General features: G+C 44.5%; 21 protein-coding genes. 12 read left to right on the top strand and 9 right to left on the bottom strand.

What is annotated here, in order from left to right; all coding sequences use genetic code 11:
- Positions 1-49: 49 nt before the first annotated feature.
- The gene (gene cysS, locus ACFI6J_RS10520) at positions 50-1,432 is read right to left on the bottom strand and encodes a cysteine--tRNA ligase (protein WP_282762222.1); all 1,383 of its coding nucleotides are present in this window, start codon (positions 1,430-1,432) and stop codon (positions 50-52) included.
- Positions 1,433-1,617: 185 nt separating this feature from the next.
- Between cysS and ACFI6J_RS10515 the strand changes: the two genes are divergently transcribed.
- From ACFI6J_RS10515 to ACFI6J_RS10485, 7 genes are all read left to right on the top strand, one after another.
- Complete coding sequence (locus tag ACFI6J_RS10515; RefSeq protein ID WP_278346826.1) at positions 1,618-2,109, top strand: peptidylprolyl isomerase; 492 nt, start codon at positions 1,618-1,620, stop codon at positions 2,107-2,109.
- A gap of 116 nt (positions 2,110-2,225) precedes the next feature.
- Positions 2,226-2,951 carry a UDP-2,3-diacylglucosamine diphosphatase gene (lpxH, locus tag ACFI6J_RS10510; RefSeq protein ID WP_202943028.1) on the top strand — a complete coding sequence of 242 codons (726 nt, stop codon included), beginning with the start codon at positions 2,226-2,228 and terminating at the stop codon, positions 2,949-2,951.
- Between the two features lie 319 nt (positions 2,952-3,270).
- Entirely contained in the window at positions 3,271-4,854 is a 1,584-nt protein-coding gene (locus ACFI6J_RS10505; protein WP_278346827.1) for an alkaline phosphatase, read from the top strand.
- 14 nt (positions 4,855-4,868) lie between these two features.
- Complete coding sequence (locus ACFI6J_RS10500) at positions 4,869-6,791, top strand: alkaline phosphatase (RefSeq protein WP_278346828.1); 1,923 nt, start codon at positions 4,869-4,871, stop codon at positions 6,789-6,791.
- A gap of 81 nt (positions 6,792-6,872) precedes the next feature.
- Complete coding sequence (locus ACFI6J_RS10495; protein WP_272972433.1) at positions 6,873-7,646, top strand: hypothetical protein; 774 nt, start codon at positions 6,873-6,875, stop codon at positions 7,644-7,646.
- A gap of 166 nt (positions 7,647-7,812) precedes the next feature.
- Complete coding sequence (locus ACFI6J_RS10490) at positions 7,813-8,427, top strand: OB-fold-containig protein (protein ID WP_342313576.1); 615 nt, start codon at positions 7,813-7,815, stop codon at positions 8,425-8,427.
- A gap of 18 nt (positions 8,428-8,445) precedes the next feature.
- Positions 8,446-10,215, top strand: coding sequence for a flotillin family protein (locus ACFI6J_RS10485; RefSeq protein ID WP_039236487.1), 1,770 nt, complete (start codon positions 8,446-8,448; stop codon positions 10,213-10,215).
- Between the two features lie 58 nt (positions 10,216-10,273).
- Here ACFI6J_RS10485 and ACFI6J_RS10480 read toward each other — a convergent pair whose 3' ends face one another.
- Positions 10,274-11,179, bottom strand: coding sequence for a LysR family transcriptional regulator (locus ACFI6J_RS10480; RefSeq protein ID WP_462556504.1), 906 nt, complete (start codon positions 11,177-11,179; stop codon positions 10,274-10,276).
- 112 nt (positions 11,180-11,291) lie between these two features.
- On the opposite strand from ACFI6J_RS10480, the gene ACFI6J_RS10475 reads away from it, so the two are divergent.
- From ACFI6J_RS10475 to gtfA, 3 genes are all read left to right on the top strand, one after another.
- Positions 11,292-12,047 (top strand): SDR family NAD(P)-dependent oxidoreductase, encoded by a 756-nt coding sequence (locus tag ACFI6J_RS10475; protein ID WP_423083759.1) that lies wholly within the window; start codon positions 11,292-11,294, stop codon positions 12,045-12,047.
- Between the two features lie 230 nt (positions 12,048-12,277).
- Positions 12,278-12,457: an oxidoreductase-like domain-containing protein gene (locus tag ACFI6J_RS10470; RefSeq protein WP_014949928.1), complete on the top strand. Its 180-nt coding sequence runs from the start codon at positions 12,278-12,280 to the stop codon at positions 12,455-12,457.
- A gap of 373 nt (positions 12,458-12,830) precedes the next feature.
- Positions 12,831-14,327, top strand: a complete 1,497-nt coding sequence (gene gtfA / locus ACFI6J_RS10465; RefSeq protein ID WP_462556509.1) for a sucrose phosphorylase — start codon at positions 12,831-12,833, stop codon at positions 14,325-14,327.
- Positions 14,328-14,539: 212 nt separating this feature from the next.
- On the opposite strand, the gene ACFI6J_RS10460 is transcribed toward gtfA, so the two are convergent.
- A complete protein-coding gene (locus ACFI6J_RS10460; protein WP_275444371.1) occupies positions 14,540-14,980 on the bottom strand; it encodes a winged helix-turn-helix transcriptional regulator in 441 nt (146 codons plus the stop codon).
- Positions 14,981-15,200: 220 nt separating this feature from the next.
- Between ACFI6J_RS10460 and ACFI6J_RS10455 the strand changes: the two genes are divergently transcribed.
- Positions 15,201-16,196 (top strand): YhdH/YhfP family quinone oxidoreductase, encoded by a 996-nt coding sequence (locus ACFI6J_RS10455; RefSeq protein ID WP_282763477.1) that lies wholly within the window; start codon positions 15,201-15,203, stop codon positions 16,194-16,196.
- A 64-nt stretch (positions 16,197-16,260) separates the two neighbouring features.
- Here ACFI6J_RS10455 and ACFI6J_RS10450 read toward each other — a convergent pair whose 3' ends face one another.
- Positions 16,261-17,022 (bottom strand): TerC family protein, encoded by a 762-nt coding sequence (locus tag ACFI6J_RS10450; protein ID WP_039225280.1) that lies wholly within the window; start codon positions 17,020-17,022, stop codon positions 16,261-16,263.
- A gap of 76 nt (positions 17,023-17,098) precedes the next feature.
- Positions 17,099-18,112 (bottom strand): zinc-binding alcohol dehydrogenase family protein, encoded by a 1,014-nt coding sequence (locus tag ACFI6J_RS10445; protein ID WP_282763515.1) that lies wholly within the window; start codon positions 18,110-18,112, stop codon positions 17,099-17,101.
- A 99-nt stretch (positions 18,113-18,211) separates the two neighbouring features.
- Between ACFI6J_RS10445 and ACFI6J_RS10440 the strand changes: the two genes are divergently transcribed.
- A complete protein-coding gene (locus ACFI6J_RS10440) occupies positions 18,212-19,141 on the top strand; it encodes a LysR family transcriptional regulator (RefSeq protein ID WP_175578046.1) in 930 nt (309 codons plus the stop codon).
- A gap of 16 nt (positions 19,142-19,157) precedes the next feature.
- Here ACFI6J_RS10440 and ACFI6J_RS10435 read toward each other — a convergent pair whose 3' ends face one another.
- From ACFI6J_RS10435 to ACFI6J_RS10420, 4 genes are all read right to left on the bottom strand, one after another.
- Positions 19,158-19,637 (bottom strand): invasion associated locus B family protein, encoded by a 480-nt coding sequence (locus ACFI6J_RS10435; RefSeq protein ID WP_014976879.1) that lies wholly within the window; start codon positions 19,635-19,637, stop codon positions 19,158-19,160.
- A 53-nt stretch (positions 19,638-19,690) separates the two neighbouring features.
- Complete coding sequence (locus ACFI6J_RS10430; RefSeq protein WP_101565064.1) at positions 19,691-20,947, bottom strand: nidogen-like domain-containing protein; 1,257 nt, start codon at positions 20,945-20,947, stop codon at positions 19,691-19,693.
- Positions 20,948-21,125: 178 nt separating this feature from the next.
- Positions 21,126-22,742 (bottom strand): S10 family peptidase, encoded by a 1,617-nt coding sequence (locus ACFI6J_RS10425; protein ID WP_282763517.1) that lies wholly within the window; start codon positions 22,740-22,742, stop codon positions 21,126-21,128.
- 150 nt (positions 22,743-22,892) lie between these two features.
- Positions 22,893-23,480, bottom strand: coding sequence for an acyl carrier protein phosphodiesterase (locus ACFI6J_RS10420; RefSeq protein WP_039222647.1), 588 nt, complete (start codon positions 23,478-23,480; stop codon positions 22,893-22,895).
- Positions 23,481-23,581: the final 101 nt, after the last annotated feature.

Here is a 23,581-nt window from a genome sequence, read left to right as displayed (position 1 = left end):
AAGCCCGCAAATGCGGGCCTTCATTCTGTTAAAAAGTATGGGCTGCTAATTACGCTTTACGCCACGTAGTACCGCTTGGGCCGTCTTCTAACACTACGCCTTTTGCGTTTAACGCGTCGCGTGCGGCATCTGCCGCTGCCCAGTCTTTGGAGGCACGGGCATCGTTACGCTGTTTAATTAACGCTTCAATCTCTGCCGCTTCATCGTCATTGCCTTCACCGCCTTTCAAGAAGGTGTCTGGATCACTTTGAAGCGTACCCAAAATTGCGCCTAGGCCTTTAAGAACAGCAGCCAGTTTACCTGCTTCTTCTACGTTATCTTTTTGGCGGTTAAGCTCACGTGCCACATCGAACAACACCGAAAAGGCTTCAGGTACGTTTAAGTCGTCGTTCATTGCTGCTTCGAAACGCTTCAGATAGCCACCGTAGCTCAGATCAGTGCTTTCATCTACTTCGACACCACGAAGGGCTGTATACAAACGCTCTAGGGCGGCCTTCGCTTGAGTAATATTGTCTTGAGAGTAACTTAACTGGCTACGGTAATGCGCCGACATCAGGAAGAAACGCAATGTTTCTGAGTCGTGCTCTTTAAGCACATCGCGCAAGGTAAAAAAGTTACCCAATGACTTAGACATTTTTTCGTCATTAACCTGTACCATACCCGCGTGCATCCACACGTTTACGTAAGGTGTGTCATACGCACAGCACGACTGAGCCACTTCGTTTTCGTGATGTGGGAACGTTAAATCTGAGCCACCGCCGTGAATATCAAAGTGCGCACCAAGATGCTTATGATTCATTGCAGAACATTCAATGTGCCATCCCGGACGTCCCTCGCCCCATGGCGATTGCCATGCCGGCTCACCAGGCTTGGTGGTTTTCCACAGTACGAAGTCTAGCGGGTCGTCTTTTCCTGCCGCCACTTCAACACGAGCACCCGCTTTAAGCTGATCTAAGTCTTGTTTGCTTAACTTGCCATAATCTTCGTACTTGCTTACGTCGAATAGTACATCGCCGCTTTTGGCTTGATAGGCGTAGCCTTTGTCCATTAGTCGCTGGATAATTTCAATGATCTCATCCATATGTCCACTTACTGTCGGCTCGACGTCTGGCTCTAGTAAGTTAATCGCCGCAAAGTCTTCGTGCATCATGGCAATAGTGCGTGCAGTTAGCGCCTCAAAGCTTTCGCCATTTTCATTGGCGCGAGCAATAATCTTATCGTCGATATCGGTGATATTGCGCACGTACTTCACATCTAAACCAAGGTGGCGCATGTAGCGTACTAAGACATCGAAACTCAGGTAAGTACGGGCATGACCCATATGACTTAGGTCATAAACGGTAATACCACAAACATACAAACCCACTTTCCCTTCTTGAAGCGGTACAAACTTCGCTTTTTCACGGGTTCGGGTGTTGTAAAGATGTAGCATGTCTATATTTCCTATTTGTCATAATTTTTCGGCCGCAAAGTTTAGCACTGTCACGATTTAAATGGTACAGGCCTTTTGCAATGATATGGCTGGGTTTTGCGATAACTGTCTCTTTGCGCTAACGACTCGTTTTACGCTAAAATGCCGCTACTTTATATGTATGCTAACACACAGGACAAACCACAATGGTTACGTTAAAAACAAATTTCGGTGACATCACCCTAGAGCTTTTTGAAGATAAAGCACCTAAAACGGTAGCTAACTTCATTTCTTACGTTGAAAACGGTTTTTTTGATAACACTATTTTTCACCGTGTAATCAACAACTTTATGATCCAAGGTGGTGGTTTTACGCCAGATATGGATCAGAAAGACACAAAAGACCCTATTGAAAACGAAGCGGACAACGGCGTAGCAAACGAAGTGGGTACAATCGCGATGGCACGTACCCAAGATCCACACTCTGCGACGGCTCAGTTTTTTATTAATGTAAATAACAACGACTTCCTTAACCACTCTAGCAAGTCTGTCAATGGTTGGGGCTACTGTGCATTCGGTAAAGTAACTGAGGGTATGGATGTTGTTGAAAAAATTAAAGCGGTTAAAACCGGTAACAGCGGCTATCACCAAGATGTTCCTGTTGAGCCTGTTATCATTGAAAAGGCGATTATTTCTTAAATAGCTGTCTCAATAACGCCTTGGCCAATATGATTTTCAAGACATACTCAAGGCCTTGGGTTAAGAACAAGCCGCGTTACTTTAACGCGGCTTTTTAAACCACAATAAGAAGATTTATGTCGTTCACCTACTTCATTGCCGACTTGCACCTAAGTGCCGACCGCCCTGACATTACAGAATGCTTAATGCGCTTTTTAAAAGAAGACGCGATTAATGCTGATGCACTTTACGTTCTTGGTGACTTGTTTGAAGTTTGGATTGGCGACGACAACGTTACTCCATTTAACACTGCCATAGCATCAGCATTCAAGGCAGTGAGTCAGCATTGCCCTATATACTTCATTCACGGTAATCGCGATTTCGCCATACGTGAAAAGTGGCTATCAAAAGCCGGCATGACGTTATTAAACGAACAAGAAGTTGTAGACTTATACGGCACACCAACCCTGCTTACTCATGGTGACGAACTATGCACTCGCGATGTTGCCTATCAAAAGTTTCGCAAGAAATCCCGCGGTTGGTGGTGGCCACGTTTAATGCTTGCGCTTCCTTTATGGTATCGACAGCGTGTTGCCGATAACGGTCGCAAGGAAAGTAAGGCTAAGCAGCAAAATCTTAAGCCAGATATTATGGATGTCACGCCTGAAGAAGTGGTGAAAGTCATGGAAAAATGGGGCGTGCAGCGCATGATACATGGCCACACACACAGACCCAACATTCATAGCCTTACAGCAAACGGCAAGCCTGCAACTCGTATTGTACTAGGCGACTGGTATGATCAAGGTAGTGTTTTAAAGGTCACCCCCTCAGAAGCTATGTTACAACATCACAACTTTAAGTAAGAAAATCTGACACTTACAAGTGGTCCTACCAATTTTTTATTACTGTTAAAAAAGTTTCAATGTGTGCACTTCCTTACCCCTGACTCACTATAAAACGTAAGCTTTATCAATCTTCAATCGGCCGCAAAACGCCTCGGCAATACAGTTTTGTGACATTTGTGACAGTTTAGCAATATAAATGTCAAAGAATTGTCACCTTCTCTCCATACGCTCTCTGTGATTTAACGATTCACTCTCCATGCAAGAAATGATGATGGGCAGTGATGAGATGTCTAGACAACACCACAACCAATACAAACAATACGTTTAGGAAAAAATCATGAATCGTAACTGGAAAGTGGCATGCACCGCAGTTGCTCTAGCGGTTTCTGCTAGTCTTCAAGCGGCTGTGTTACCCGAGCACCAAACTAACAGCGCTTGGTTTACTGATGCCCAAACCAAACTAACTACAAAGCTACAAACCAACAATCAGTTCAAAGCAAAGAATGTTATTTTGTTTGTGGGCGATGGTATGGGTATTTCAACGCTCACCTCGGCAAGAATTCACAAAGGCCAACTGGCAGGTAACCCTGGTGAAGAAGGTTATTTGAGTTTCGAAAGCTTTCCTCATACGGCCCTAGTTAAAACCTACAATGTAGACGCTCAAACCCCAGATTCAGCAGGCACCATGACCGCAATGATGTCGGGTCTTAAAACTGACGTGGGTGTGATTGGTGTTGACGAAGATATTGAGCGCGGTGATTGCTCAACGGTTGCAGGCAACGAAGTTATTACCGCGCTGGAGCTTGCTGAAGTAAAAGGCTTGTCTACAGGTATTATTTCTACTGCTCGCATCACCCATGCGACTCCCGCGGCAACTTACGCCAAGTCTGCTGACCGCAACTGGGAAGATATTTCTGATATGCCAGCAGCCGCTTTAACTGCTGGCTGTAGTGACATTGCTGACCAGCTCGTCAATTTTGAAACTTATTTAGAAGCTCGCTACACCGGTGTTGATGTTGACGGCATTGATGTCGCTATGGGCGGTGGTCGCCGTCATTTCTTGCCAAAAGATGCTGCATTCAATAGCCCAGATGCAGTTAGTGACGTTGAGGGCGATAGAACCGACGGACGCGACCTTACGGCAGAATGGCAGACCATGTACGAAAATGGTGTATACGTTTATGACCAAGCAGGTTTTGACGCGATAGACACTGAAAGCGTTGAGCGTGTATTCGGCCTTTTCAACGAGTCGCATATGCAATACGAAGCAGACCGCGGAAATGACATCGCTGGCGAACCATCCGTTGCAGAGATGACAGAAACGGCAATCAATATTCTTAATAACAACGAGAACGGCTTTTTCTTAATGGTTGAATCAGGCCGCATTGACCACGCTCACCATGCGGGTAACGCGGCGGGTGCACTTACTGACACTCTAGCATTTGAAAAAGCAGTAATGACTGCGGTTGAAAATACCGATCCTTCTGAAACATTAATCCTCGTTACTGCTGATCACGGACATGTGTTCACAATTGCAGGCTACCCGAAGCGCGGTAATCCTATTCTAGGCAAAGTGGTTAACGTGGGGTCAGACGAACCTGCAACAGCGTCTGATGGCACTCCTTACACCACACTCGGTTACACCAACGGTCTAGGTTTTCGCAACCTAGGTGATGAAACGAATTCTGATGCCACGTACGCACTGGAAAACGCAGCAGGCCGCGTTGATATTACCAATATCGACACAACAACGCCTGGTTATCACCAAGAAGCACTTATTCCATTGAGTTCAGAAACACACTCTGGCGAAGACATTGCGCTACATGCAACAGGGCCTGGAAGCCAGCTTGCGCAAGGCGTAATAGAGCAGAACGTTGTTTTCCACTTGATTAATCAAGCGCTTGGCCTTGTAAACGAGTAAGTAGAGATAAGAATATGAACCTTTTTAAATTAAGTATAATTGCGGTAGCAGTAGCAGGTCTTTCAGCGTGTAGCTTAGAGGGCGACGATGGTAGCGATGGCGCACCTGGTGCTGATGGCTCTAATGGTCAAAACGGTTTAACAAGCCTTACCGTACAAACAGAATTAGCGGTTGGCGATGCTAACTGCCCTAACTCAGGTATTCGCATCGACTCTGGCTTAGACGCGGATGCCGACGGCACGCTTGGTGATTCTGAAATCACTTCTACCAGCTATGTTTGTGTTCCTGGTGTAAACAGCGTAAGCAATAGCGAACTACTAACTAGCCTCAATAACGAGTGGTTTGTGGCTGCTAAAAGCGAAGTAGAAAACAATAAAGCGGTTTGGATGAACGCAACATCGGGAGAAAGTACAGCATCATCGCGCGCGTCTTTTACTGCGACTGTAAATTCGCAAGAAGAGTTGAAAGCCATGGTAGCGAACCTGCGCGGTAAAGCGAAAAACATTATCTTGTTTGTCGGTGACGGCATGGGCGTTTCTACCGTTACAGCGGCGCGTATTCTAGATGGCCAGATGAACGGCCTAGCGGGCGAAGAAAACCAGCTTAGCTTTGACAAATTCCCATTCTCTGGGCTTTCAAAAACTTATAACGTTGATGCCCAAACACCTGATTCTGCAGGTACCATGACCGCAATGATGAGCGGCATAAAAACTGACGTTGGTGTTATTGGCGTAGACGAAGATATTGAGCGCGGTGATTGCTCTACGGTTGTGGGTAACGAATTGGTTACGGCACTTGAGCTTGCTGAAATTGCAGGAAAATCGACAGGCATCATTTCTACTGCCCGCATTACACACGCCACGCCGGCGGCAACCTATGCAAAATCAGCGGATCGCAACTGGGAAGACATTTCAGATATGCCAGAAGATGCAATTACTGCAGGTTGTTCTGACATTGCCGAGCAGCTAGTTAATTTCGAAGCTAACTTGGAAGCGAACTTTGAAGGATTAGACGTTGATGGCCTTGAAGTTGTGATGGGTGGCGGACGCCGTCACTTCTTACCGCGTGACGAAGCATTTAACAGCCCAGACGCTGCAAGCAGTGTAGAAGGTGATCGTACAGATGGACGTGATTTAACGGCCGAGTGGCAAGCCATGTACGAAAACGGCGTTTATATCTATGATAAGTCTGGATTCGACGGACTAGATACTGAAACCACTGAAAGAGTCTTTGCACTTTTTAACGAATCACACATGCAATACGAAGCCGACCGCGGCAACGACATCGCCGGTGAACCATCTATCGCTGAAATGACTAGTGCAGCCATTAAAGTGCTAGATAACAATGAAGAAGGTTTCTTCCTGATGGTTGAATCCGGTCGTATCGACCACGCTCACCACGCAGGTAATGCTTACGGTGCACTTTACGACACTATCGCTTTTGCTGAAGCTGTTGATACTGCTGACAAGCTTACTGATGACGAAGAAACTCTCATTATCGTAACCGCCGACCACGGTCACGTCTTTACCATTGCTGGTTATCCTAAGCGCGGCAACCCCATTTTGGGCAAAGTGGTAAACGTGGGTTCAGATGAAGCCGCTACAGCCGCTGACGGTACCCCATACACCACGCTTGGCTATACCAATGGTTTAGGCTTTAGAAATCTGGGAGACGTCACTAACTCAGATGCATCTTATTTAGAAGGCCCTGATACAGGTCGTAAAGATATCACTGATGTCGATACTACAACACCAGGCTATCACCAAGAAGCTTTAATCCCATTAGGGTCGGAAACACACTCAGGTGAAGATGTAGGCATTTACGCCAAAGGCCCTGGCGCTTTCCTTGTAAACGGCACTAACGAGCAAAGCGTTATATTCCACGTTATCGATTTTGCTGGAGACTTTGTATCTCAAGCAGAAAATGCAATGGAATAAATTTTAAAAAAGTAATGCAAAGGCGGCCTTTGGTCGCCTTTCCGCTTCAGTTAATAACATCATTCTCGGTAGGATAAATGAATGAAATTATTCAATGCATTTGCGCTGATTTTTTTTACAAGTGCGAGTACGTGTAGCTTAGCTCAAGTCGCTGAGTCTTCGTCGGTAGTTAACGTATCTAGTGAGCAGACGTGTAAGAAAGACAGTGGCAGCCTATTTGCTAATTATGAAATAAGCACGACAAGCCCATCAAAAACCTCACGAACTACATCCCTTCATTTGTGGCGAAACGGCAACAAGGTTGCACATGAATACCCTGCAACCAATATTACTGAGTCATGGACGCTTGTTAGAAACAAATTTATAAAACCTACTCGCTTTTTCGATGCTCATCAGCGCGCTATTGAATACCAGCCTGGTGAAACCATTCACGGAAAAAAAGAGTCGGACTTTTCATACCGCTACCAACTTATTAGCGACAAACTTATTGATGTCATGACCCTAGATACAGTAGGCGGTAAAGGCTGTAATACAGTGGAATACTATTCACTAGATAACAGTCAGGGCCACTTTAAATTGGCATGGCTTCCCCATCTAAAATTAATAGAATCTTTTAGCGTTGATAAAAGTGGGTATGTAAGAGAGTGGAAACTCAAAACCGTCGATTTCAATAAGAATACGAAAGACTTCTTTACAAAAAGACAAAACTATCAAAGTACAGATTACGCTGATATTGGCGATGACCACACCGATCCTTTTTTAACCAAAATGGTTACCCAAGGCTTTATTGAAGCAGGAGCCAGTGGCTACTACGATGAGCATGGTCACAGTATCGGTGAAGGTCACTCACACTAAACCTTAAAAGCCTCTTTCTAAATGGCTGTGCCTGCAGTACGGCCATTTATTCACTAGGAAAAGGTTTTGTTACAAACTAGCCGAATGTACATGTGTCAGACGCTGGCTTAATTTTTGTTCTGTGGTATAAAGAACAAAAGCGAGTTAGTCATCATGGATGGTGTAAATGACAGATGTTCTTCTTTCCCCTACAAACTTCTGGTTTAGCATTTCGCTTATAGCCGTTTTCTTTATTTTCATACTAGAACTTGTTAGCACTATTTTTGGTATAAGCCTGTTGGGGTTAGGCGATGATTTTGCAGAGTTTGATGGCAATGGGTTTCTTAATACCTCGTTTGCCAACTGGCTTAATATCAATAAAGTTCCCTTTCTTATTTACCTGGTAGTACTTCTTACTCTATTCGGTTTAGTTGGCTTGATGGTTAACGGCTTAACAGCGAGTGCACTCGGCTATATCTTGCCAGCTTTCCTGTCCGTTCCCCTTGCATTTGTTATTGGTGCGTTCGTAACAGCTAAAACCGTAAAGGTAATTTCAGGCTTACTGCCTAGTGTAGAGTCTAGCGCGGTTAACAGCGATGACTTCATTGGGTCTGTGGCCGAAATCACGATTGGAAAAGCAAGCCGAGGCAACCCAGCTGAAGCAAAGTTCACCGACCATTATTCACAGCCTCATTTTGTGTTAGTAGAACCTTTCGAAGATGAAGAGTTGTTCGCACAGGGAGAGCGCGTCATTTTAGTTCAGAAAAAACAACACAGCTGGTTAGCAACCCGCTACCTATAACTTAAAAGAGATAAAAGTATGGATACAATTCAACCATCTAGCTTGCCGTCAATACTCTTTATTGCCGGTGCTATTGTTGTAGGGCTTATCGTTATTGGCCTTATTTTTGCCAAACTTTACACCCGCGCGACGAAAGAAACTGCGTTCGTAAGAACCGGTTTAGGCGGTGAAAAAGTCATTAAGGACGGTGGCGCTATCGTGCTTCCTGTCGTTCACGAAATAATTCCAGTAAATATGAACACCCTTCGTATAGAAGTGGAAAAAATTCAAAAAGACGCGCTTATTACCAAAGATCGCATGCGTGTTGATGTTAAGGCAGACTTCTATTTACGCGTGGCCCCCAATGCCAATGGCATATCAATGGCTGCGCAAACGCTAGGAACGCGCACCACTCGCGCTGAAGAAGTTAAAAAGCTAATGGAGTCTAAGTTTGTTGACGTACTACGTGCGGTAGCTGCTGAAATGAGCATGACCGAAATGCATGAGCAGCGTGCTGACTTTGTACAAAAAGTTCAGCAAAGCGTGGCTAACGACCTTGAAAAGAACGGTCTTGAGTTAGAATCGGTGAGCTTGACTGGTTTTGACCAAACCGACCTACAGTTTTTCAATGAAAACAACGCTTTCGATGCGGAGGGACGTGCACGCTTAACGAAGATCATTGAAGAAAAGCGCAAGGAAACCAACGATATTCAACAAGAAAACCGCATTTTCATTGAACAGCGTAATTTGGCTGCTGAGAAACAATCGCTAGAAGTGAAACGAGATGAAGAAGAAGCTCGCTTAGCCCAAGAGCAAATTCTTGCCTTTAAACGTCAGGAACAAAAAGCAGAAATTGCTAAGCAGCGCGAAATGAAAGAACGGGAAGAGCGCGAAGCAGAGATTGCTAAAAACCGTGCTATCGAGGCTGCGGAAATTGAAAAATCACGGGAAATTGAAACCCAAGAAATTGCTAAGCGTCAGGCACTAGAGCAAGCGCGCATTCGTCAGCAGCAAGAAGTTGAGGTTTCTGAGCAAATTAAACAAATTGCCGTTGCGACAAAATCTGAGGAAGAGTCGGCCGCACGTGCTAAAGCTGCTGAAGCGGAAAAGGCTAAAGTAGAAAAAGTGGAAGCAGTAACCACAGCGAAAATGGTGGCAGAAGCTGAGCGTAAGAAACAAATTGAAGTTATAGACGCGCGTAAAGAGGCAGAGCGTGAGGCTGTGGGCATTACCGTAGAAGCACAAGCTAAGAAAGAAGCAGCTGAAAACTCTGCTGCCGCCATTCTTACCGAAGCGAAGGCCGCTGCCGATGCAAAAATGCTTCAAGCTGAAGCTGATGAGAAAGTGCTTGCTGTTGAAGCACAAGGTAAACAAGCGCTTTATGAGGCTGAAAATACGCTTAAGACCGAGCAAATCGAGCTGCAAAAAGCCCTTGCCATGCTCAAAATATTGCCTGAGCTTGTGGCACATGCCGTTAAGCCACTTGAAAACATAGAAGGTATTAAAATTCTTCAAGGCTACGGCCAAGGCAGTGGCGTGAAAGGCGATCACACCGTTGCTACTGCTGGAAGTGGTTTAGCTGAACAAGTAACGCAAGCCGCACTAAGCTATCGTGCTAACGCCCCACTGGTAGACTCTATGTTGCGTGAAGTGGGCTTGGTCGATGCGGAAAAAGGCACATTAGATGATTTGGTAACAGGCAACAGCGACATACTGACCAAGGCCAATGCAGTAAAACCTAAACCTATTGTGGCAGCACCAGAAAACCTAAATGGTAATAAAGCGTCGGAAGAGCTTCCAGCTGATTAATGCTCATTGAGCTAGTATTTAGCTAGCTAACACGACACAACATCCAAAGCCCTGTAATTCAACAGGGCTTTTTGTTTTCACGTAATTTATCAACTAACCATTCCGAAAATACTTTTAACCGAAGTGGCATTTGTCTTCTAGAGGGGTACAGGAGATTTACCGGCATCGCCTGGGCCTCGAATTCAGGAAGCACACGAATTAGTTTTGCTTCTTTCAGCTCTGACTCAACCCCCACACTTGGGATTTGCGCAATACCTAATCCACTTGCGCACGCAGCGAAATAGGCCTGGGTACTGTTAACACTTAACAAGCTTTGCATTTCGACGCCATGGAGTTCTCCGCCTTTCATAAATTCAAATTCTGGTGTTTTGTGGCTTAGGGTATGGGAATAATCAATAAGCTTGTGATTAGCTAAATCTTCCAGCGACTGCGGTATGCCCCACTTCGTCGCATAATCAGGACTTACACAGTTATAAATTGGATAAGTTAAAAGGCGACGGGCAACCAAACTGCTATCCGCTAATGCACCAACCCTAATCACACAGTCAAACCCTTCTTTAATAAGGTCAACTTTGCGATCGACACTGCTTACTCGCAACGTAATCTTGGGGTAAGTAGAGATAAACTCACCTAAAATGGGAAGCAGAATATTGGTTGCAAATCGGCTTGGCATATCGATACGAAGCTCGCCACTTACGCTGTCTGCTGAGGTTAAGAACTGTGATTGTAAGGCGTCCCATTCACTCAATAAGGCAATACTTTGCGGCAAAAACGTTTCTCCATCAGAGGTGAGAGAAACGCTTCGCGTGCTTCGGTTAAAAAGGCGTGTGCCCAACTGCTTTTCGAGACTTGTTACCGCTTGAGAAATACTCGATTTCGGTAAACCTAGAAGTGCAGCCGCCGCACTGAAGCTTCCCAATCTCGCGGTTTCTACAAACCGTGTAAGCATATCGAACCTGTCCATCTTTCGCCTATTGTTCACCAAATAAGAACAATGTTATCGCTTTAGGTAGGTTTTTCATACCAATTTTAGTCAATATAATCGTCTACGAATTAATCAACAAAGAGAGATAACAATGGCGATTGCATTAATAACAGGTGGAAGTCGAGGTCTTGGGCGCGCTGGCGCATTAGCACTGGCGAAAAAAGGGATAGACGTTGTTATCACGTATAACACTAATGAAGCAGCAGCCGATGAGGTTGTTAAAGAGATTCAGAGCATTGGAAGAAAAGCCTGTGCCCTGCCCCTTAACACCGCCGCCTCGCATTATTCGTTCCCGGAATTTCTAGTTACGCTTAAAGACGTCCTGAAAAATCAATTTGGCAAACAGGCTATTACCTATCTGGTAAATAACGCCGGCGTTGGTCTAAATGCTTCTTTTACAGAAACAAGTATAAAACAGTTCGATACGCTATTTGATATGCATGTGAAGGGACCTTATTTTTTAACCCAAACACTGTTACCTATTATTGAGGATGGCGGAGCAATACTGAATATTTCCTCTGGTTTGGCAAGATTCTGCTTCCCGGGATACAGCGCCTACGGTATGGCTAAAGGAGCCATAGAGGTAATGAGTCGTTACCTGGCTGCAGAGTTAGGAGCCCGTAAAATTAGAGTAAACACCCTGGCTCCAGGTGCCATTGAGACTGACTTTAGCGGTGGCTATGTTCGCGATAACAGCGAAGTCAATAATGCTATAGCCTCTCAGACCGCTTTGGGCCGCGTTGGCCAACCCGAAGATATAGGTGGTGTTATTGCAGCGCTATTAAGTAACGATAGTTATTGGATTAACGGCCAAAGGATTGAGGCATCTGGTGGTATGAAGTTGTAACACCATTAGCATGATGGCGTTGATGTCAGCTTTCACTTATTAACGAAAACAGGTTAAACGCCTTTGTAACCTTTCAAGCTGCAAAGGCGTATCATAAGGAGTAACATACACAGGCAAAGTTGTATTCTCTGCGCTTAAACATTAGGTTTGGACGTGAGGATATTGTTAAGCCTTGAAAATATTATCTGAGATTTAGATATTTTTAAGGAAGAAAGTCGAGGATAAGTGCTATGAAGTCGCTACCCGAAGAACCAGAGAAACCATTAAGAGACGATTGTTGCGGCGGAGGTTCGTGTTGCCCATGTATTTGGGACGTATACTACGAAAAGCTTGCTAAGTGGAAAGAAGCAAAGCGAGAATTTGACGAGTTAGCGAATAATGAGTCATCAGACACAAGGTCTCCAGACTAGCGGTCCGTACTCGTATTTAAAAATGCCCTGTTCGCTATTTTCTACTATTGAACAGCCCTTGAACGAGCTACCCTGCCTTAGAACTTGCCTAATTTAAACCGCCGCATGAGCGTTCGACAGTTCCATTTTTTAAACTTCTCATTTACAAATTTCTATTCTACTGCTATTTTATCTTAATCGATTAAGATTTTGATTTTCTGTGAGTCTCAACCAAATTTGGTCAGTCAATAGCAGAAGATTAAGAATTAAGCTAAACCCGTTACATGGTTAATTTTGAATCTGCCAGACTGGTAGTGCTTAATTCGTAGTAATGTGTGCTCGCGATACGTAAGAGAAGTACGAGCAAGCGCATGCTGAATTTTGGAGAGTTATCATGTCTATACGCAATGGCGTTCAACTAATCACCTATGCAGACCGACTGGGCGATGGCAACATCGAGAGTCTAACAAGCATACTTCAGGGCCCGTTAGGTGGCCTGTTTACGGGTGTTCACATCCTTCCTTTTTACTACCCTTACGATGGTGAAGACGCGGGTTTCGATCCTATCGATCATACCTTGGTCGATGAGCGCTTGGGCGATTGGGACAACGTTAAAAAGCTTGGCGAATCGGTAGATATCATGGCCGACCTCATTGTTAACCATATGTCGGGGCAAAGTGAAGCGTTCAAAGACGTGCTGAAAAACGGGCGCGAATCGAGTTATTGGCCGCTGTTCTTAACCAAGGAAGATATTTTTAAGGGCAACGATCAAACGCAAATTGACGAACAAATAGCACAAGTGTTCCGCCCTCGACCCACACCTTTTTTCAGCGATTACGAGGTGGGCACAGAGACTGGTAACCCTGAAACCGTGCCGTTCTGGACAACTTTTACCTCTAATCAAATTGATATTGATGTGGAGTCACAGTTAGGCAAAGACTACCTATCTTCTATTCTTCAGTCGTTTACTGAAAGTAATGTTGATCTTATTCGCTTAGATGCGGCGGGCTATGCAATTAAACGCGCAGGTTCGAACTGCTTTATGCTTGAAGAAACCTTCGAATTTATCGAAGAATTATCAAACCGCGCACGTGGTATGGGCATGCAGTGTTTGGTCGAAATACACAGTCACTATCAAACTCAAATTGATATTGCTGCGCGTTGCGACAGTGTTTACGACTTCGCTTTACCTCCGCTTGTACTACACACCTTGTTCACTAAAAATGCAGAGGCATTGGCATACTGGCTTTCAATTTCGCCACGTAACTGCTTTACCGTGCTAGATACTCACGATGGCATCGGCATTGTTGACGTGGGCGCGAATGGTGACAAACCAGGCCTGCTTACCGCAGATGCGATTAATTCGCTCGTTGACCAAATACATGAAAATTCCAATGGCGAGTCTAAAAAAGCCACCGGTGCCGCTGCAAATAATGTAGACCTTTACCAGGTAAACTGCACATATTACGATGCGTTAGGTAAAGATGACTTCGCTTATTTGGTTGCACGCGCCATTCAATTTTTTAGCCCGGGTATCCCTCAAGTTTATTACGGTGGCTTGCTTGCTGCGCACAATGACATGGCGTTACTTGCTAAAACCAATGTTGGCCGCGACATCAACCGCCCATACTTGTCTACTGCCATGGTAAAAGAAGCCGTTGAGAAGCCAGTGGTTAAAGGCCTGATGCAGCTTATTAGGCTAAGAAACGAAAGCGATGCTTTTAACGGTGTATTTGACGTGAGTTACGTCAACAACGTATTCGTGCTTTCGTGGAAAAACGGCAACCATGCGGCGTCACTAAACGTGAACTTCAGCACAATGGATGCAACTATTCATACGGTGGATAATGGTGAAGAAAGCGTATTGTCAATCAACACGCTACTTGCTTAAAGCGCAATCTTTAGCTATAGTTTAGCTACTTAGCGCTCAGCTATTCAGGAATTAACACGTGTCGTCAATGCGCTTAAACGCATTAGCGGCACGTAAACCTTGGATTAGCCATTACGATTTAAGTATTACAAGCCCCACCAGAAAAACTGGTATTGTTGTGAATTAACTCAGTACTCGTTTACCTAAACGACGTATTAGTTTGTGTTGGTGTTTTATCTGTAGTCGTCGTTATACGCCCTACCCCAGTCACATAGCTGACGTAAAGTTGGCTCTAGTGTACGGCCTAAATCGGTAAGAGAATACTCTACACGAGGGGGCACTTCAGCATACACTTTCCTGTTTACCAACCCATCACGCTCTAACTCTCTGAGTTGCTGTGTAAGCATTTTTTGGGTAACGCCTTGCAATCGTCTACGCAACTGACTGAAACGTAGCGTTTTATGGCAAAGGTGCCACAAAATAACCCCTTTCCATTTACCGCCTATTATCTCAAGGGATACTGCTACGCCACAAATGTATTGATTTGAGTCGTTCGTATTTTCTGCAGCATTGGGCGCATTATCTTGTTTCTGGCTTTTTAGGACGGCGTTATTGTCAATGTCTGATGTCACATCACTTTCCTCTGCCACTACACTGTTCAAAGTTGCGGTCATACTACTCCCTCTTAGAGTAATTACGTTCATATTCACTACGTAAAAGGCATTATTATTAATGTCAGCATTGATGTCAGTGGTCTTTGTTAAATCGAGCAAAGGGTTTACATCACGCCAATAGTATATTTTAGGGTACTACCCTACTAAAAAGTGCATACTTGCGCAAAGTTTATATATCGTCACAATGGGTAGCGTAATCATTCGACTAACGGAGACAGGTATGACATCGTTTAAAGCTTTGCTTGTAGAAAAGCAAGAAGATAAATCCTTCACGCGCAACGTAACGCAGCGTTCACTTGATGACTTGCCTGAAGGCACGCTACTCATTAAGGTGCATTATTCATCGCTTAACTACAAAGATGCACTGTCAGCCACCGGCAATCCAGGTGTGAGCAGAAACTTTCCTCATACCCCAGGAATTGATGCCGCGGGTACAGTGGTATCGTGTGGTGACAATCGCTTTAAAGAAGGAGACGAAGTTATTGTCACCGGATTTGACCTCGGCATGAATACCGCTGGAGGCTTTGGCGAATACATCAGAATTCCAAGTGAATGGGCGGTAGCTAAGCCAAATGGACTTACGTTGAGAGAGTCAATGATCATTGGTACCGCAGGTTTTACTGCAGGACTATCGGTACAAGGCTTGGTTGAACACGGCGTGACTCCTGACAAAGGCGATATTCTAGTCACTGGCGCTACAGGAGGCGTGGGCTCTGTCGCTGTTGCCCTGTTGGCCAAAGCTGGCTTTTCGGTTGTGGCATGCACCGGAAAAAAAGAGCATGAGTCATTTTTAAAGACACTTGGCGCAAGCAAAGTGATAACTCGCAACGAACTATTAGAAAACAAAGAACGCCCCATGCTTAAGGAGCAATTCGCTGGCGCCGTTGATACAGTAGGCGGAGAGTATCTAGCACAGGCAATCAAAGCTACGCAATATGGCGGCGCAGTGACGTGCTGCGGTCTTACGGCTGCTGCAGATCTTAACGTGAGTGTATTTCCATTTATCTTGCGAGGCGTTTCATTGCTTGGAATCGACTCTGTGCAATGCCCAATGCCTCCAAGATTGAGGTTGTGGGACAAGCTTGCTAGTGAATGGAAGCTAAACTGCCTTGATGACCTTACCGAGGAAGTGACCCTTGATGCGGTAAATGAAAAAATAGACGCAATCTTAAACGGGCAGATTTCTGGCCGTACTTTGGTTAATGTTCAAGGCTAAGCACATAAAAAGAAGGCACCTTAATATGGTGCCTTCGGTTTATCTGGCTCGCCCCTACGAGTGACTAGTTCCCGTCGTTACTCATTTTTTTAGCCAAGTGAATGGTGCTGACCTGCTTTGCTCTTCGCGAGCGAACCTTAATATTCAGAATTTCTACAATAAAAGAGAACGCCATCGCAAAATAAACATACCCCTTAGGTACATGAACATCAAAGCCTTCTGTTATTAAGGTAAAGCCCACTAAAATCAAAAACGATAAAGCCAGCATTTTGATGGTTGGGTTTGCATCCACAAAGTCGCCAATCGGCTTTGCAGCTACTAGCATCACTGCTACTGACGCAACAATAGCAATAACCATGATGCTTAAATGTTCAACTAACCCTACTGCTGTGATAACAGAGTCGAGAGAAAAGATAACATCGAGCACCGCAATTTGAACCAAAATTGAGAAAAAACCAGAAGCTGCTACTTCCGTAGTTGATGCTTCGGTCACCTCGAAACTGGCATGTATTTCGTGGGTTGATTTTGCAATAAGAAAGAGGCCGCCCAACACTAAAATAATGTCACGGCCAGATATTTCATTCCCAAAGAGGCTAAATAACGGATTAACTAAGCCCATTACCCAAGCCAAACTAAATAGCAATAACAGTCGCGAGCCCATGGCTAAACCAAGGCCTATTTGACGTGCTTTATTTCTTTGATGTTCAGGTAGCCTGCCCACCAATATTGAAATAAAGATTATGTTATCAATACCAAGCACTATCTCTAATGCCATTAAGGTGCCTAATGCCACCCAAGCTTCTGGACTCGCAAGCCATTCAAACATTTGCGCTATAAACCTTAGCCAAAACCACCTAATTTAGCGCATAGTATTACGGAATATAACCTTAAGCACGCTTTCTTTAGAAGCCCTCTAGCACTAACTTACCGATAGCTCGCCCTTCTTCTAAAATTTTGTGCGCCTCGATTAAGTTAGCCGCATTTATTTTACCTAAATGCTTGCCTACAGTAGTCTTAATTTTACCGTCGTCGATAAGCGATGCTACATGAGTAAGTAAGCGGCTTTGCTCTGCCATATCGTCGGTTTCAAACATTGAGCGCGTAAACATGAACTCCCAATGAAGTGACAAGCTCTTCTGCTTAAGCTTGGCTACGTCAAGAGTTTCTGGGTCGTCAATTAGCGCTAGCTTGCCCTTTGGCTTCATAACTTCAACAAAGCTTTCAATGTACTGGTGCGTATTATTTAAACTTGCGACATGAGTCACTTCACCAATGTTTAACGCCTTGATTTGCTCAGCCATAGGCTTGCTGTGATCCACTACGTAGTCGGCACCTAACTCCTGAACCCAGCTTTTTGAGCTTTCGCGCGAGGCAGTGGCGATCACGGTAGCCCCCGTTAGTACTTTAAGCAATTGCAGCATAATAGAACCCACGCCACCAGCTGCGCCTACCACAAGCACAACCTCATCGCTCTTTTCACTTTGTTGCCTTAGAGCAAGATGATCAAACAACAATTCGTACGCTGTGATTGTGGTTAGAGGAAGTGCCGCAGCATCGCTGTCTGACAGAGACTTAGGCGCATTACCGACAATACGTTCATCAACTAATTGAAACTCTGCGTTTGAGCCGGCTCTGGTAAGGTCGCCAGCGTAGTAAACCCTGTCACCAACTGCGAACTCGGTAACATCAGCGCCTATATCAACGATTTCACCTACTGCATCCCACCCCAGAATTTTGGGATCACCTCCATTAGGATTAACGCGATGACGAATTTTATAATCCACCGGGTTAACTGCTATCGCACTTATTTTTACAAGTAAATCTCGACCCGACGCGCTGGGTTTTTCGATGTCAATATCCACCAGTGCATTAGGCTCATTAATACCAAGTGAGTGGGTATAACCAATAGCTTTCATCATTTGTCTCTCCTTTGAGTAATATCATCATCATACTCTTGATTAAATTTGGATAAACAGCACAATAAAAGAAACATTATCAAATAGTTTTTGAAAGCCATGTTACTCGACGACTTGAATGTAGTAATAAAAGTTGCTGAATTTAGAAACATTACTGCAGCAGCGACACATTTGAATATGCGTACAGCAACCGCAAGTGCTGCGGTCAAACGCGTAGAACAGGCCCTTGGTGCCGAATTATTTGTTCGTACTACACGCTCACTACGCCTGTCGTCTGCGGGTGAAAGGTTTTTGCCAACGTGCCAAGAAGCCATGTCAATGCTGGCTAATGCCAAGCAGAACTTAAAGGGCGATACAGGCGTGATTGAGGGCGAGCTTAGGTTAGGTTTATCGTCTGATTTAGGCCGAAATGTGATTGCGCCGTGGCTAGATGACTTTATGGATTTGCATGACAAAATAACCGTAAAGCTCAACCTGAGTGACAGCAACATTGACTTTTATCGCGATCCCGTCGATTTAGCGCTAAGGTACGGTACTCCAACCGATGCGAATGTATACGGTTTCAAAATTTGTGATGTACCAAGTTTACTTGTTGCCTCCCCATCTTATATCAGCTCTCATGGTGCCCCTGAAAAATTTGAAGACTTGCAAGCACACAACGGGCTTTTTTACCAACTACACGACAAGGTATATAACGAATGGGAGTTTTTTCACAAAGGGACACCGCTGAAGATAAAAATGCGAGGCAACAGAACCGCAAACGACGGAGAAATAGTAAAGCGTTGGGCCGTCGCGGGTAAAGGTGTTGCTGTTAAATCTGGCTTAGATGCGTGCGACGACATTTTAAAGGGTCGACTTGTAACCTTGTTGCCCGAATATCAACCTAAACCGAAACAGCTTTGGCTGATTTGCCCTAGCCGCCAATCTATTACTCCAGCAGTAAGACTATTCAGAGATATGCTGAAAGAGCGCTGCGCTGAATGTTTAGCGCAGCTAGCCGCATTCAGCGTGTCAAAATATCAAAAATAGACGAGTATCTGTGCATTTACTTTTGAATACTTTGATTTAGCTGTACGTAAGCTTCCTCAAAACCTGTCAATGATATGGGTAAGGTAACTTGCTGGTTTTCAGATTTTTGAAACGCTATTAGCATAGTCTGTCCATTGTGCATTTGTTTCAAAAGTTCATTGTCGATTTTCACTATACTTTGGCAAGACTTCTCGTCACAGCCTGAGAATGGCACTTGTATGGATGCAAAATCGTCTATTTTTACTCCTACACCATTTTTAGTGAGTGTATTTTTTGGAAGCTTTATTTTCAATACTGGAAAATCTTGCGAATAGGAGTAGTCAACGTTGACGCCCAATAGCACTTTTTTTGCTTCTTTGTCTTTGGCAACGAGCTGGCTAAGCGTACACACAGATGAATCATTACATAGCAAACTCCAACTACCAAAGTCACTTGTGGTTACAGCCCATGAAAAAAACGATGCAAGTACTAAACTAACTGCTACTAAATATTTCACTTTCACCTCTTAGCAAAACGGGGAGCGCACGCTCCCCCTCTTTTATGACAACTTTATTGCTTCCGCTTTCTTATAACAAGCGTAGCAAACATTGCACTTAGCATTAGAAATAGAGTATTAGGTGTTGGCACAGATACAGGATCAGGTACAAATACAGTAACGGCATTCTGGTTCATATTAACAACGCCAGAACCATCGAAAGTGAGGCCGGTTACAAATGCGTCCGGCGTAGGCTCAAGCATATTCGAAACATCTATTCCCATAATTCTGAAGCGGTCAACTGGGGTATTGAAGTCGTACTCCTCACCACCAGTGATATCTGTGCCTGTATCGAACCAATCCATCAGAACATTGTCCCAAAGAAATAGGTCAAACATGTTGTCGTCGTAACCTTCAGGCAAAAGTACTGACGCGATATTTGGACCACTATTTACAATATAGTCATAGCCTACTGCTACATCTGGGTCGATGAATACAAGTTCATCTGGATCATCGATAGAGAATTCAAATTCATAGTCTGTCGGTGTTTCTGGATTAACAATAGGCAATATAGGGTTTTCTGGAGTATCACCCGGTAGTACGCCATCGCGAATAGCAAACTTCCAAATACCAGGCGTGCCCGTGTTGCTGTTACTTTCGTCTATATCAGCGATAGCGGCGGTTTGAGACCCCGGCACAGTGAAAAAGTTTTCCCCATCTCCGGCGTCATAACCCGCTTGTGCTGGAACGCCGTCTGACGCACTACCTGAAGTCCAGCCGATATCTTCATATCTAAACTCAACGTCGAAATTTCCCGCACCTGTGTCTTCCCGATCAATTAACACTAATTGGAACGTGTTTGTGGGGTTACTGTTTTGACTGTAGTAACCAACATCGTTCCATGTCACTACCAGCGTGTTTTCATTCGGTGAACCGATAAACACGTCGCCACACTCTGCACAGCGCGTATCTACATCGCCCCAAAATGGCGCGATCATTGGCTGGTTGCTTATGGGGAAGGGTCTTGGCGTAAAAGAGCTCACGGTACCATTGAAGGTAATATTACCGTTATTGTTAATGAAGAATCTATCGTATGAAGTACCAAAGAAATTTACGCCACTATCGAAGGCAAGCGATTCAAATGCGTCAAATACGATAGCGCCCGATGAACCGTCGTCGTTACCATTCATCGCTAAGTTACCAAACCCACTTTCAGTAGAGCCTTCCCAGCCGGAAAGGAGCACTGAAGCATTGGCTGTGGTGCTTGAGATTGAGAATGCTAGCGCTGCGCTCGCCAACAGGGATAATGAAAAACGCGAAGACTTTTTCATGTATACGTCCTTGTAGTTTATGTTAATAAGAATTTCATTATTTAGCAGACCCGATTTAGCAAAGTGTAAGCCAAATCTAAAATCACTTTTAAATACAGAAGCTTAAAAAATAAATAATGAATTAGTTTAATATAATGTAAAAAAACCTGACATCCTTGTCTTTAGATTTTCAGACGTACTATCGCTTGTATTCAGCAGGTATGCCTTTGCCTGGTGTGCTCATTTTAATGAACTCGCGTAGGTCTTGGTTGGACTGTTTTAAATCGTCGCGACGCAGATACATCATGTGGCCGCTGCGATATCCCTTAAAGCTCAAACGGTCTTTTAAATTGCCACTTTGATCGAGCTGCCACATCGTATACTTGGCATCAAAGTAGTTCGTTGCGCCGTCGTAATAGCCAGCTTGAATCATCACATTCAGATACGGGTTTTGCGCCATGGCCAATCGCAAGTTCTCACCCGTTTGATTATTGCTTCTATCCCATGGGTGCACGTTTCCAAACATGTTGTACTTAATATCAGTTTTGTAGTTTAACTCTTCACGCAAATAGTAATTAATAGCGGGCGTGAACGAATGAAGCCATGATGTTAGCTCAGCCCAATAGTCAGGGCGGTCGCCGCTTTGCTTAGCATCTATACCCAAATAGCGGCTGTCTAAACGACCTAGCGTCTTCCCTTCCTCGCGCAGTAAGTCTTTCCAGAAAAATGCAGTGCTCACGTCTAAGTTGTTTTGCGCAATAGACGCTTCACTTAACCCAGAATAGCGCGCCATTTGCTTTAACACATCGCGCTTTTCCGTTTCACCAATGAAGCCACCTTTGGCCAGAGCAGGAATAAGCGTATTGATGGTGAAGTCTTCAACTTCAGGCAATAGCTCAGTAAGATCTTTGTTTTGCAACGCGGGTTCAAGCTTATTGTGATACCACGCCGCGGCAGCAAAATAAGGCAGTCGATTAGCGGCTTTTACCGGCCCGTTGCGCTCTATACCAATATCGGTTGGCGATACAAGTACAACGCCGTTTAAGTACATCCATTGGCGGTTCTGCAGTTCTAGAGCAAGCCCAGAAACACGCGTCGTACCGTAACTTTCACCAATAAGGTATTTAGGCGAGCGCCAACGGTTATTGCGCGTTACGAAAGTGTTCACCCAGTCTGCCAAATAGCTAATATCAGCGTTTACGCCGAAAAACATTTTCTGCTGCTCGTCTTGCGACGGCATGCTGCCGTCAGCTTTAGGCAGTACTCGGCTATATCCTGTGTTTACTGGGTTAACAAACACTATGTCAGCCACATCTAAAATAGAGTAAGGATTAGTTTGAACACCATAGGGCTGAACCGGATAGCCTTCATCGTCAATATTAAGAATACGAGGGCCTGTGTAGGCTACATGCATCCACACTGACGCAGAGCCTGGACCACCGTTAAAAGAAATAATAAGCGGGCGCTCAGTATTCTCTTTTACGTCAGTGCGCTGATAGTAAGTATAAAACAAAGTGGCAACCGCTTCGTCTTTACTGTTCCAAACCGGTTGAGTACCCGTGGTGGCACTGTACTTTACGCGCTTGCCTAGGATTTTAGTTGCGTGCTCTGTCACTATACTGCTATCAATTTTTATTGAACGAGCATGTGCAGATGCACTTTCTTCTTGCGCTGAAGCACTTGAAGTTAGGCTTACAAAAGCAATTAAGGCTGCCGTTAACCATGCTAGGGTCGCGTGCGACTGCGCTTTGTTTTCATATTTCCCCATACTTAATAATACGGGCAATGTCTTTCTAACCAAGGATTGAATATTCATCATTATTATCTTTGAGTGTCGTTAATTTTATCGTTTTTGTGTTGTCTTTGTATTGCACGCTTTACTATATCGCTGTTCACACGACAGCTTAGCAATGAACGACAAAACGACCAATTTCTTCGATACATTTCTGTAACACGGTTAAGCCTTTCAAATATTCTCAGGGCCATTAATTTTGATATGTGTAATGAGTTCAGGGAAAAACGTTAAGAATCTCGCTTCAATCTCGTCTCTGTTCGCATTAATATCATCCACAGCAAGATGAAACGTGTTGGGGAAACGAATACGTTTAGCAACCACAGCAATCGCCTTAGCAATGCCCTCTTCCTTAGCATAATCTTCAAACCAGTCATGGGTTATCATATGCCCGACACTGTGCTGCATCGTTCTTGGCATAGTGGGCAATCGCTGTTCTAACAATGCGAAACTCTGTTCCCTGAAGTCGTCAAAACCCTGTGCTGTAAACGACGCCCAATGTTTAATTAGCAAGTGATCGAAGTAGATATCCAGCGCCACAGGTGCAAAGCGCCGACGACTTTTATGAAATAACGCCTTTGCTGCTAAGACGCTGGTATGACTGTCGGTGAACCTATCCACTTCATAGTGATTTTTAAGACCTAGCTGTACCGCTTGTCCAAGCTCTTTAATATCAACACCTCGCCTGAAGTCTCCGAGTAAGTTACCGAATTGAGAATCGGCAGTTGGTCGGGCTAAGAAAAGATGGGCAAGATAATTCATTTTGTAATTTATTGGTCTCTATTTTAAGTTGTAAGGGCTTGTAGGTATCAAGTAAAATTGCGGTCCAATTCAGATACGCTGAATTTTGTGCTTTTATAAAC

The organism is Alteromonas sp. G4i13, assembly GCF_054960505.1.
This window is presented reverse-complemented; position numbering and strand designations above follow the sequence as displayed.